The organism is Halosaccharopolyspora lacisalsi (assembly GCF_014137975.1).
Lineage (GTDB): Bacteria > Actinomycetota > Actinomycetes > Mycobacteriales > Pseudonocardiaceae > Halosaccharopolyspora > Halosaccharopolyspora lacisalsi.
Map to the genome: position 1 here is coordinate 388,891 of NZ_JACGWZ010000007.1, position 10,877 is coordinate 399,767.

The 10,877-nt window shown below is 68.2% G+C and carries 12 protein-coding genes; 2 read left to right on the forward strand and 10 right to left on the reverse strand.

All coding sequences use genetic code 11. The annotated features are described in order from the left end of the window. Nucleotides 1–46: 46 nt before the first annotated feature. The 4 genes from FHX42_RS22905 to FHX42_RS22920 form a co-directional block, all read right to left on the reverse strand. Nucleotides 47–1,030: an MSCRAMM family protein gene (locus FHX42_RS22905; protein ID WP_220480709.1), complete on the reverse strand. Its 984-nt coding sequence runs from the start codon at nt 1,028–1,030 to the stop codon at nt 47–49. 194 nt (nt 1,031–1,224) lie between these two features. Beyond that, entirely contained in the window at nt 1,225–1,716 is a 492-nt protein-coding gene (locus tag FHX42_RS22910) for a MarR family winged helix-turn-helix transcriptional regulator (RefSeq protein WP_182546493.1), read from the reverse strand. Nucleotides 1,717–1,879: 163 nt separating this feature from the next. Further along, entirely contained in the window at nt 1,880–2,344 is a 465-nt protein-coding gene (locus tag FHX42_RS22915) for a MarR family winged helix-turn-helix transcriptional regulator (protein WP_328796682.1), read from the reverse strand. Nucleotides 2,345–2,427: 83 nt separating this feature from the next. Beyond that, nucleotides 2,428–3,219 carry a pyridoxamine 5'-phosphate oxidase family protein gene (locus FHX42_RS22920; RefSeq protein WP_328796683.1) on the reverse strand — a complete coding sequence of 264 codons (792 nt, stop codon included), beginning with the start codon at nt 3,217–3,219 and terminating at the stop codon, nt 2,428–2,430. 293 nt (nt 3,220–3,512) lie between these two features. Here FHX42_RS22920 and FHX42_RS22925 point away from each other — a divergent pair, with 293 nt between their 5' ends. Continuing rightward, nucleotides 3,513–4,616, forward strand: coding sequence for a globin domain-containing protein (locus FHX42_RS22925; protein WP_235987819.1), 1,104 nt, complete (start codon nt 3,513–3,515; stop codon nt 4,614–4,616). Nucleotides 4,617–4,736: 120 nt separating this feature from the next. Here FHX42_RS22925 and FHX42_RS22930 read toward each other — a convergent pair whose 3' ends face one another. From FHX42_RS22930 to dnaK, 4 genes are read right to left on the reverse strand one after another with little or no spacing between them, the layout of a single operon-like run. Continuing rightward, nucleotides 4,737–5,201 (reverse strand): heat shock protein transcriptional repressor HspR, encoded by a 465-nt coding sequence (locus tag FHX42_RS22930; protein WP_328796684.1) that lies wholly within the window; start codon nt 5,199–5,201, stop codon nt 4,737–4,739. A gap of 3 nt (nt 5,202–5,204) precedes the next feature. Further along, the gene (dnaJ, locus tag FHX42_RS22935) at nt 5,205–6,398 is read right to left on the reverse strand and encodes a molecular chaperone DnaJ (RefSeq protein WP_182546495.1); all 1,194 of its coding nucleotides are present in this window, start codon (nt 6,396–6,398) and stop codon (nt 5,205–5,207) included. A 24-nt stretch (nt 6,399–6,422) separates the two neighbouring features. Further along, the gene (gene grpE / locus FHX42_RS22940) at nt 6,423–7,178 is read right to left on the reverse strand and encodes a nucleotide exchange factor GrpE (RefSeq protein WP_182546496.1); all 756 of its coding nucleotides are present in this window, start codon (nt 7,176–7,178) and stop codon (nt 6,423–6,425) included. Then, a complete protein-coding gene (gene dnaK, locus FHX42_RS22945) occupies nt 7,175–9,052 on the reverse strand; it encodes a molecular chaperone DnaK (protein ID WP_182546497.1) in 1,878 nt (625 codons plus the stop codon). Before dnaK ends, grpE begins: the two co-directional genes overlap by 4 nt. 249 nt (nt 9,053–9,301) lie before the next feature. On the opposite strand from dnaK, the gene FHX42_RS22950 reads away from it, so the two are divergent. Further along, entirely contained in the window at nt 9,302–9,841 is a 540-nt protein-coding gene (locus tag FHX42_RS22950; RefSeq protein ID WP_182546498.1) for a hypothetical protein, read from the forward strand. Nucleotides 9,842–10,056: 215 nt separating this feature from the next. Here the strand turns inward: FHX42_RS22950 and FHX42_RS22955 are convergent, their stop codons facing one another. Then, nucleotides 10,057–10,656 (reverse strand): TetR/AcrR family transcriptional regulator, encoded by a 600-nt coding sequence (locus FHX42_RS22955; RefSeq protein WP_182546499.1) that lies wholly within the window; start codon nt 10,654–10,656, stop codon nt 10,057–10,059. Then, nucleotides 10,653–10,877 (reverse strand): DMT family transporter (locus FHX42_RS22960; RefSeq protein WP_182546500.1); only part of this gene is annotated, 225 nt, incomplete at its 5' end. The genes FHX42_RS22955 and FHX42_RS22960, both read right to left, overlap by 4 nt.

A 10,877-nucleotide genomic window follows, 5' to 3' on the forward strand; every position in this document is an offset into this window, starting at 1 on the left:
TTTCCTCTCGCGGGTCGTGCGGTGAAGCTGGTGTACTGCCGGGACGTCATTCGGACCCGGAGTGACCGAGGGCGACGTCGTGGACGGCCTCCTGCCCGTCGAGGTGCAGCGAGGAGGCGACCGGCGGGTAGCCGGTGGCGATCACCGTGTACTCGCCCCCGGGCAGGTCGGTGAACTCGTACCCGCCCTCGGCGTCGGTGGTCATCGCCGAGACGACACCGCCGGTGGAGTCCAGCAGACTGACCTGCGCCTCCGGCACCGGCACTCCCAGGTTCGCCGAGCGCACCACACCGGTCAGCCGCGTGCCCGCCTCCAGCGGGACGTCGACGGTGGTCTCCTGCCCGTCCGGCACGCTGATCTGGGTGGCCACCGGGCGGTGCCCCTCGGCCGAGACGGTCAACGTGTACGAACCACCGAGCAGATCGGGCAGCCGGTAACCGCCACCGCTGCCGGTGGCCCCCGAGGCGACCACCTCCCCCCTCACGTCGGTGAGCACGACCATGGCTCCCGGTACCGGCCTCGTACCCGCGTGGACCATCCCGATCAGCACACCGGCTCCGGACAGCTCCACGTCCCGGCGCACCGGGCGGTCGTTGACGGCCACCATCGAGGCCGACGGCTGGAACTGGCCCGCGGACGCGATCAGGATGTAGGTGCCACCACTGCCGGGGTGCACCCGGAAGCCACCCTCCTCGTCGGAGCGCGCGCGGTCGATCTGGCGCCCACCGGAGTCGGTCAGGGTCAGCATCGCTCCGGAGACCGGGTCGCCTCCGGGACCGTGCACGACGCCGTGGACGAACATGCCACCTCCTCCACCTGGGAACAGCGAGCCGGCCAGTTGGGCACCGTCCGGGTCCTCCGGCGACCAGCGTTCGAGTGTGGTGTCCACGGATCCGTTCCCGTTGTTCGTGTATTGCCCGTTGTCTTCGTCCTGCTGTGCCAGCGCCGTGACCGACCGTCCGGAGTCGCCACGGTGCCTGCTCTTCGCTGCTTCCGCGTTCTCTTCCACGGACTCGACAGTGGTGCGCAAGGGGGGCCTCCTTGATGAGCGAAACGGCGATGGGAGTGACAACGGGAACGCGGGTCGAGACGGGGAGGAGGTCGCCGCTGCCGTGGGCGCCGCGCACGATGTCCTCCAGCGGTGCGGGCGGGGGAGACGTCGCTTGGCCACCGACGACTTCAGCGTCCTGCCCAGCACGACGAACACCGCCGCGGTCGCGGTCGTCATCGCGCCCCCTCCTCGGTCCCCCGACCGGGGTGGTCCATCAGCTCTTGCGCGGCCTCCCGCAGATCAGTGGAGGCGCTCTGCAACAGGTTCGCGAGCTGCCGCACCTCGTGGTCGTCCCACTCCCGGAGGGCGTGGCTCAGCCACCGCGACTTTCGCTGTTCGAGGTCGGCGAGGGCCAGCTCACCCTCCCGGGTGGCGTGCAGCAAGGACACGCGCCGGTCGTCGGGGTCCGGCCTGCGGGCGATCAGCCCGGAGCTCTCCAGCTGGGCCACCTGCCTGCTCACCACCGACGCGTCGACGACGCGGTGCTGCGCGAGATCGCAGGAGCGGCACTCGCCACGGTGAACGAGCTCGGACAGCAACCCGGCAGCGGCGGCGGGAAGCGAGTCGTTCTTCTGGTTCGCCCAGTGCAGGGATACCTGCTTGAGCCCGAGCAACGACCGCAGGGGGCGAAGCAGCTCCTCGCAGGTGTCGACTTGTGGTCTCATCGGCATTCCTTGGTTGTTGCAAACAACTATATAGTACTTAGTTGCTGAAGACAACTTCGAGGACGTGCCACCCCCGCGCCGCTGCTTCCTGCCGAAGCTCACGACCAGGGAAAACATGCGATCGAACTACTCCGGATACACGCCCACTCCCGGGTGTCCTTGCTCACTCCGGGCGAATGGGCCCCAGGGACATCCCGTTGAGGCGGGACAGCAGCCGGGAGAACTCGCTGAGGTCCGTGGTGGACCAGTTCCCGAACTCGGAGTACATGTGCTCGCGCCGCTGCCTGCGCACCTCGTCCAACCGGGTCCGCCCCGTTTCGGACAGCTGGATGCGGCGGGCGCGGCCGTCGTCGGGATCCGGGACGCGTTCCAGCAGGTCCAGCTCGACGAGCGTGGCGATCTGCCTGCTCACGGTGGACTTGTCCAGCCCCGTCTTGTCGGCCACGTCCATCCCGCGCAACGACCCGGCGTCGTCGACCATCAGCAGCAGGCTGTAGGAGGCCGGGTCCAGGTCGGGATGGACTTGCGCGGCCACGGTCGACGACAGCTTGCGCGCCCGCCGGAACATCATCATCAGTTCACGTTCGACGGCATCAGCGGCGTCCCGCCGTTCGTCACCTTCAGTCACGATCCGCGCCCTCTTTCACCGATGGGACCCACTGGCGACCAGTGTGCCTCGCGGGCCGCTTCGGATCGGCACCGGTGCCGGGTTCAGGCGTTTTGGGCGTGCCACGGGCGAGGGGTGCCCTTCGCCGCGAAGTAGTCGCCACCCTTGCGCTTGTTGTCGTCGGTGCCCCAACTGCGTTGCCGCGAGACCGGCTCCATGCGGGGAATGTGCTTGCGACAGTGGATGTAGGCCTCCTCGACCTGGACCACGACCCAGCGTTCCGGGATGCGCCCGCGTTCGAACTCCGAGGGCAGTGCCGGGTGGATGGCGCGCAGGTCCGGATCCTCGACGATGCGGGCCTTGCCGTTGACGTGCAGACCGATGATCTCGGTGACGAAGTCCACCATGAGGATGCCGACGTGCGGGTTCTCACTGATGTTGCCGAGACTGGCCATGACCCCGTTGCCCCGGTACTCGGGGTAGGCCAGGTGGCGGTCGTCGAGCACCTCGATGAACCCGGACGGTCCCGCGCGCAGGCTGGAGTCACACTCGCCGCTGGCGTCGGAGGTGGCCAGGAAGGCCATGTCCATCCGCCCGACGAACTCCTTCATCCGCGGGTTGAGGTGGTCCAGAACCTGGTCGTCGTAGAAGCGCTTGGCACGCCGCTCGGTACTGTAGGCGCTCTGGAGAAGGTGCTCCCCGGACGATCCGGGGAACCGTACCGGCTGCTCACGACCCGCGAACGGATCCGCGGGTCCGGGCTGCACCGGGGCGATCTGCTGTGTGGGCACGGATTCCGGAGGGGCCTCACGACCGGACTCGCGGGAGTCGGCGAGCTCCAGTTCGAGGTAGTCCGCGGGTGCCGTACCGGTGGGAGGGAGCGGGGCCTCGGTCACGACCACACCGTTTCATGCTCGCTCGGCACGACCAATATCGGGAGTGCTGATTCGCTCGACCGTGTACTTCCACCGACGTCGAGTAAGTGAAAAACACTCGAAAGTGGCATCAAGCAGCACATCAACCGACATACGAGTTAGAGTCCGAGTTGTCGGGGACGTTGACCAAGGAACGGCGTACCGCACGGTGCGCCCACCCATGTGGAGAAGACTGCGCCCAAATCATGACAGCGAACGCCGTTTTGAGCCCCGGGCCACCCCGGCCGGACGAGACCCAAACCGGGGTCAGCACGATGGTCCGCCTGATCCGCGAGAGCTGGGCCGCGGTGGAACCCCATTCCGAAGAAGTGGGCAAGTTCTTCTACGGGATGCTGTTCAGCCTCGCCCCCGCCACTCGCGAACTGTTCCCGGTGAACATGGAAGTCCAGCGCAGCAGGCTGCTGCGCGCGCTCGTCCACGTAATACAGATGGTCGACCGTCCGGACGACCTGCTCCCCTTCCTGCACCAGCTCGGCCGCGACCACCGCAAGTTCGGTGTGGTCGCCGACCACTACGAGGCGCTCGGCACCGCGTTGCTGGCCGCCGTCAAGAAGTACGCCGGGGACACCTGGACCGACGAGGTCGAACGTGCCTGGGCCGAGGCATACACCGTGATGGCCTCGGCGATGACCGAAGCAGCCGCCGCCGACGAGGGTCCGGCCTGGTACAACGGCGAGGTCGTGGAGCACGAGCGGCTGGGTTGGGACGTCGCGGTGGTGCGGGTACGGCCCGAGCACCCGGTGCCCTACCAGGCGGGGCAGTACGTCAGCGTCGAAGTTCCGCAACGGCCCCGGCTGTGGCGCTACCTGACGCCGGCCAACGCTCCCGCGGAGGACGGCACCCTCGAGTTCCACATCCGCAAGGTGGACGAGGGCTGGGTCAGCCGCGCCATCGTGGGCCACGCCCGAGCCGGCGACCAGTGGCGCATCGGCGCACCGATGGGACGCCTGACGGTGGACCGCTCGTCCGAGCGCGACGTGCTCATGGTGGCGGGCGGAACGGGACTGGCCCCCATGCGCGCGATCGTGGAGGAACTCGCCCAGTACGGCAAGAACCCGAACGTGCACCTCTTCTACGGCGGCCGCACCCGCGACGATCTCTACGACCTGGAGAACCTTCAGCAGGTGGCCATGAGCAACCCGTGGCTGACGGTGACTCCGGTGCTGGACAACGACCCCGGGGCCGTCGGCGCCGAGCAGGGCACGCTGGCCGACGTCGTGGCCCGCCACGGGACGTGGGCCGAGCGCGACGTCATGGTCAGCGGCTCACCGTCGATGATCAGGGCCACGGTGAGTCGGATGCTCGTGGCGGGCACGCCCCTGGAGCGGATCCAGTACGACCCCTTCACCCTGGACTAGCGGGTGCGTGGACCGGCTCGGCTCGTGCCCCGGGGGGGGCAGGCGCCGGTCGCGCGTCGGACACACGATTTTCCCTAAAGTTGTGGCACAACTTTAGGGAAAATCGTGAAACCCGAACCGTCAGCGCCGCCGCCGCTGACGGTTCGGCTTCCAGACGACCAGTGCCGTCTCCTGCCGCAGCGGCACGAGATCACGGCGGTAGGAGGCGTGCACCTGCGCGGCGGCCTGCTCTGCCGCCAGCTGGGCGGCGGCCAGCTCCTCCATCAGCTCGTGCACCTTGCCACGCAGGGCGTCGACCTGGTTTTCCAGTTCGATGATCCGTTTGATTCCCGCGAGGTTGACGCCCTCCTCCTGGGACAGTCGCTGCACCTCACGCAGAACAGCGATGTCCCTGGCGGAGTAGCGACGACCACCGGCGGGTGTCCGTCCGGGAGAGACCAGACCCAACCGGTCGTAGCTGCGCAGCGTCTGGGCGTGCATTCCGGAAAGCTCGGCCGCGACCGAGATCACGAATACCGGAGTGTCCTCGGAAGCTCCCGGAGGGAAGCCACTCGTGCCTTCGGCGGGCGACTGCTTTCCGATCACGCCTTACCTCCCGAGCAGCTTGTTGAGCTCCGAACGGGGATCGTGCTCGGCGGTCTCACGCTCGTAGGCCCGCAACGCCTCGACGGCCTTGCCGTCCAGCTTGGACGGAACGGCCACTTCGAGAGTGACCAGCATGTCCCCGTTACCGCCGCTCTTCTTGCCGATGCCCTTACCGCGCACCCGCAACGTACGGCCGCTGGCGGTGCCCGGCTGAACCTTCAGGGTTACTTTCCCGTCCAGCGTCGGCACCGTCAACGTCGTCCCCAACGCCAGCTCCGGGTAGGTGACGGGCACCGTGATCGTCAGATCGTCCCCGGAACGCCCGAACACCTCGTGCGGGTTGACGTGCACCACGACGTAGAGATCCCCGGAGCCGGCTCCGTTGCGGCCTGGCTCGCCCTGACCGGCCAGCCGGATGCGCTGCCCGTCCGAGACGCCCTCCGGAATCCGCACGGTCAACGTCCGGGTGCGGGTGCTGACACCCTCACCCCGGCACTCCCGGCACGGATCGTCGATGACGGTGCCACGCCCGCGGCAGTCCGGGCACGGCTCGCTGAAGGCGAAGGCACCCTGATTGCGCGTGACCACGCCCTCAGCCGAGCAGGTCGGACAGGCACGCGGACGCGTACCGGGACGGGCGCCCGCGCCGTGGCAGGTCGTGCAAGTCGCCGGGCTGGACAACCGCAGCGGCACCGTGGCCCCGTGCACGGACTCGGCGAAGTCGATGCGGACCTCGGTCTCGACGTCGGCTCCTCGACGGGGCCGGTTCGCCGAAGCCGCACCGCCCCCGCCTCCGCGCCGGTTGCCGAACAACCCGCCGAACAGGTCGCCGAACCCACCGGTGGAGCCGCCCTGGGCCCCTCCGAAGAGGTCGCCCAGGTCGAAACCACCGGCTCCGGCACCGCCGCCGGCGCCTCCCGGAGAACCGAACCCGCCGAAGCCACCCTGGCCGCCACCGGAGGCGAACAGCTTGCGGGCCTCGTCGTACTGCTTGCGCTTCTCCGGATCCGAGAGCACGCCATAGGCCTCGGAGACGGCCTTGAACTTGTTCTCGGCACGGCTGTTACCGGGGTTGGCGTCGGGATGGTTCTCCCGCGCCAACTTCCGGTACGCCCTTTTGATCTCATCCGCCGAGGCGTCCGAAGAGACGCCCAGTTCGGCGTAGAAATCCTTGTCGAGCCACTCCCTGGCGCTCACCGGACGCCCCTCCTTCCGCTGGAATCAGCCTTGTTGTGACGACTCGTCGGCGGCGCCGTCGACGACGTCGGGCTGATCCGCGGCGGCGGGTTCCTCCGACTCGTGGTCGGTGACCCCGACCATCGCCGGACGCAGCACCCGGTCACCGAAGCGGTAGCCGCGGCGCATCACCGTGGTCACCGTAGGCCCGGAGACCTCCGAGGACGTGGTGTGCTGCACGGCCTCGTGCTGGGAGGGGTCGAACTCCTCGCCCTCCTGCCCGAAGCCCTCCAGACCCGCGCTGGTGAGCGCGTCGGTGAGCTTGTCGGCCACGGCCTTGAACGCCCCGGTCAGGTCGCCGTGCGACTCCGCCCGTTCGATGTCGTCGAGCACGGTCAACAGCTCACCGGCCACCGACGCCTTCGCACCGGAGATCACCGACTCCCGGTCACGCTCCACGCGCTTGCGGTAGTTGGCGTACTCGGCGGTGACCCGCTTGAGATCCGCCGTGAGGTCGTCGACCTGCCGCTGCAGGTCGGCCTGCGGATCATCGGGAGTCCCGGCCTCCTGGTTCTCGGGGGCCGCGGACTCGGAAGCCACCTTCGCCAGCTCCTCGTCCAGTGTTCCCGACATGCTCTCCGTGGCCTCTCCCGCGGATTGCTCGTCCGATTCCTCGGGGGCGGGAGCCCGCCGCTGGCCGGTGTCCGGGTCGATACGACGCCGGTCCCGAACCACGACGGGCTCCTGCTCACCTTCCTCCTGCGGCGTTTCCGCCCTGTCTTCGTTCTCCGGTGACGTCACTTCTTCTTCTCGTCCTCGTCGTCGACGACCTCGGCGTCCATCACGTCATCCGAGTCGGAGGACTTCGTGGAGTCCGCCGACTCCGACGCGGACTCGTCCGCTCCTCCGGCGGCACCCGCACCGGCGGCCGCGGCGTCGGTGTTGGAGTAGAGCGCCTGACCCAACGACTGCGACTCGGTCGCCAGCTTCTCCACCGCCGTGGAGATGGCGGAGGTGTCCTCGCCCTTCAGAGCCTCGTTGACCTCGTTGATCGCGGTCTGGACCTGCTCCTTGGTCTCGGACGGCAGCTGCTCGTCGTTGTCCTTGAGGACCTTCTCGGTCTGGTGGACCAGCGACTCCGCCTGGTTGCGGGTCTCGGCCTCCTCGCGGCGCTTCTTGTCCTCCTCCGCGTGGGCCTCGGCGTCGGCGACCATCTGGTCGATGTCCTCCTTCGGCAGCGCGGAGCCACCGGTGATGGTCATCGACTGCTCCTTGCCGGTGCCCTGGTCCTTGGCGCTGACGTGCACGATGCCGTTGGCGTCGATGTCGAAGGTGACCTCGATCTGCGGCACGCCGCGGGGAGCCGGGGGCAGCTCGCTGAGCTCGAACATGCCGAGCTTCTTGTTGTGCGCGGCGATCTCGCGCTCACCCTGGAAGACCTGGATCTGCACCGAGGGCTGGTTGTCGTCGGCGGTGGTGAAGGTCTCCGACCGCTTGGTCGGGATCGTGGTGTTGCGCTCGATCAGCTTGGTCATCACGCCACCCTTGGTCTCGATGCCCAGGGACAGCGGCGTGACGTCGAGCAGCAGGACGTCCTTGACGTCACCGCGCAGCACACCGGCCTGCAGACCCGCACCGACGGCGACGACCTCGTCCGGGTTGACGCCCTTGTTCGGGTCCTTGCCGGTCATGGTCTTGACCAGGTCGGTGACCGCGGGCATCCGGGTGGAGCCACCCACGAGCACCACGTGGTTGATGTCGCCGACCTTGGTGCCCGCGTCCTTGAGGACGGACTCGAACGGCTTGCGGGTCCGCTCCAGCAGGTCCGAGGTGATCCGCTCGAACTCGGCGCGGGTCAGCGTCTCGTCCAGGAACAGCGGGTTCTTGTCACCGTCGACGGTGATGTAGGGCAGGTTGATGTTGGCCTGCGCGGAGCTGGACAGCTCGATCTTGGCCTTCTCGGCGGCTTCCTTGATCCGCTGCAGCGCCATCTTGTCCTTGTTCAGGTCGATGCCGTTGGCGCTCTTGAACTTGTCGACCAGCCACTCGACGATGCGGTCGTCCCAGTCCTCACCACCGAGGTGGTTGTCACCACTGGTGGCGCGGACCTCGACCACGCCCTCGCCGATCTCCAGCAGGGAGACGTCGAAGGTACCGCCACCGAGGTCGAAGACCAGGATGGTCTGCTCGTTCTCGCCCTTCTCCAGGCCGTAGGCCAGTGCGGCGGCGGTCGGCTCGTTGACGATGCGCAGCACGTCGAGGCCGGCGATCTGGCCCGCTTCCTTGGTGGCCTGCCGCTGCGCGTCCTCGAAGTAGGCAGGAACGGTGATCACGGCTTCCGTGACGTCCTCACCCAGGTAGGCCTCGGCGTCCCGCTTGAGCTTCATCAGCACGCGCGCGCTGATCTCCTGCGGGGTGTACTCCTTCTCGTCGAAGGTGGTCTTCCACTCGGTGCCCATCTCGCGCTTGATCGAGCGGATGGTGCGATCCACGTTGGTGACCGCCTGGTTCTTGGCGGGCTGGCCCGTCAGGATCTCGCCGTTCTTGGCGAAGGCCACCGTGGACGGGGTCGTCCGCGCGCCCTCCGAGTTGGCGATGACCGTCGGCTCGCCGCCTTCCAGGACGGTGACGACGGAGTTGGTCGTCCCCAGGTCGATACCGACCGCTCGCCCCATGGGTGTTTCCTCCTGCTACTAGCTTTCTCGCTCGGGACGCATCGGTCCTGAGCCTTGCCGACTCAAGTCTTACCGACACCCGCCGCGGTCGTCAAACCGGGTTGAGTGACGCAAGCTCAAGCTTCCTGCCGGTACAACGTCCGACCTGCGACGATTGTTCCCCCGAGACGGAAGCTCACCACTTCCCACCGAGAAGGAAGGTGACGCGGGCCACGTACCGTGAATCGCTGCGCGTGCCACACTCGGGCCATGTCGCGCCACCGAAGACGTTTCGTCGTCATCTCCCTGGCACTGGCCGCGAGCGGCACGGCTCTCGCGGGATGCGGTCGTTCCGCCGAGAACCCGGCGCTGGATCCCGGTGTCGTCACGACCTCGCCGTCGACTCCCGCCCCTACGGCGCCCCGTCCGCCCGACCAACGCCACGAGGGCACCGGGGACGCCTGGGCCCGCGAGCACGCGGGAAACAACGGGTGGAAACAGCATTACGAACTCTCCTCGCCGCAGCAGGAAATCGCCGACGCCGCCGCGACGCGGTTGCGACCGAAACTGCGACGGCTCCAAGCCGCCGGAGACTTCTCTCCGGAAGCGCTGCGAAACGCCCTGGTGGAATCCGGACTCGAACCGGTCGACGTCGTTTCCCGCACCGGACGACCCCCACTGGCGCGCTTCTGGTCCACGCCGCGGAGTGGCGTCTGCGTCAACGGGAAACTCACCACCGAGTCCGTCGTCGTCGAAACCGGGGGCCCGAGCCTCGACGGCGGGTGCGAGGAGAGCGGAGGAGGACACTGACCTGCGAGTCCGGACTGGTGCCGGAAATTCCTCCCGGATCCTCCGTCAGGTGCCGGCTACGCCGGAGTGCTTCGTCGACCACTTCGTCGAAGTTCTGGACTGCCTCCTTCCCGCGTTGTTCGACGAGCACCACGAGATCGTCGTCGATGTCCACGGTGCTCCGCATTCGACGAACCGCGTTCACCCGTCGCCCGGAGCATCGTCCGGATTCGCTCCTATTCCCCCTGCGGAACGTCGATGCGGTGGAGGTGTCGGATCGGCCGCATGAGACAGGACAGGGTGGGCTCGAAATCCTCGGGACCCGGCGGCTCGTCGGCGATCAGCGCGTGCAGCAGCATCCCGTCGATCGCGGCGAACAGGGCGTTGGCCACTGCCGGATCTCCCGAACCGTCGTCGACGTAGCCGGACGCCGCTTCGATCCAGCGCCGCGCGGCCGGGCGCAGCGCGGGGCGGCGCGCGGCGAGCAGGTAGAGCTCGTACTCGGCGATGGTGCGTCCCCGGTGCTCGCGGACCATGTCGGCCAGCAATCGCGCCACGGCGGCGGGTCGATGCGCGTCGCCCCCGTTCACGGTGTCGGCGAGCCGGTTCAACTCGCCGATCAGCGTCTCGACGCTCTCCAGCAGCGTGGCCACCAGCAACTCGTCGATGCTGCCGAAGTAGTAGGCGATCGAGGCCGCCGGCACGCCGGCCTCGCGCGCGATGTTGCGGTGACTGACACCGGCGACACCGTCCCGCTCGACGATCCGCAACGTCGCGTCGACGATCGCGCGGCGACGGCGCTCCCCCTTGATCCTGCGCCCGTCGACCGTCGTCAATGCGCACCTCCCATCTCGAGCGTCACCACACCACCGATGATCAGAGCGATGCCACCGAGCTGCACCGCCGTGATGCTCTCGTTCAGGAAGGCGGCACCGATGATCGCCACCAGGGCGACTCCGGCACCGGACCAGATGGCGTAGGCGACGCTGACCGGAACGCCCAGCTTGAGCACGCTGGCCAGCGCGACGAACGCGGAACCGTAGCCCACGATCACCAG

Bases quoted from the DNA above. Each gene is read 5' to 3' on its own strand.
- FHX42_RS22950 (WP_182546498.1), top strand. From the start codon at position 9,302: ATGTCGCGCCACCGAAGACGTTTCGTCGTCATCTCCCTGGCACTGGCC.
- FHX42_RS22925 (WP_235987819.1), top strand. From the start codon at position 3,513: ATGGTCCGCCTGATCCGCGAGAGCTGGGCCGCGGTGGAACCCCATTCC.
- dnaK (WP_182546497.1), bottom strand. From the start codon at position 9,052: ATGGGGCGAGCGGTCGGTATCGACCTGGGGACGACCAACTCCGTCGTC.
- FHX42_RS22910 (WP_182546493.1), bottom strand. From the start codon at position 1,716: ATGAGACCACAAGTCGACACCTGCGAGGAGCTGCTTCGCCCCCTGCGG.